This is a genomic window from Vibrio sp. HI00D65 (assembly GCF_001635455.1).
Taxonomy (GTDB): Bacteria; Pseudomonadota; Gammaproteobacteria; order Enterobacterales; family Vibrionaceae; genus Vibrio.
Window position 1 is genome coordinate 1 of record NZ_LWEH01000164.1, and the last position, 371, is coordinate 371.

1 pseudogene is annotated in these 371 nt (G+C 43.7%); it reads left to right on the forward strand.

Annotated elements, in window-relative coordinates:
- Nucleotides 1-270: pseudogene (locus A3712_RS14375) on the forward strand (YdcF family protein); the annotation flags it as partial.
- Nucleotides 271-371: the final 101 nt, after the last annotated feature.

Genomic DNA, 371 nt, shown 5'->3' on the forward strand with positions numbered 1-371 from the left:
TTCAGTAGTTATGCGTTAGCTCGCCACAACATTAAACACGCGACGATTATTAGCTCAGCAAGTCACGTTCGCCGTGGTCAAACTCTGTTTGAAGTGGCAAGTTGGCAAACAGGGCCTCAGAGTATTACTTTCGATACGGTTTCTTACCCTGATAAGCCACTTTCAGAGCTTAAGAAAGCGAGTGATGGTGAGCTACTAGGTATCTATCGTGACGCTCTTCGTACCTATGGTATGTGGAGTTACCGCTCTTACCCGTTAGAGTCTCGCTAAGTTTAGCTTTACTTCACAGTAGTCAAAGTATAAGTTGCGAGTACAATCGAGAACAGCTAGATGGTATGCTGTGCTCCTATTTTATTTAGTGTTTCAAAGGT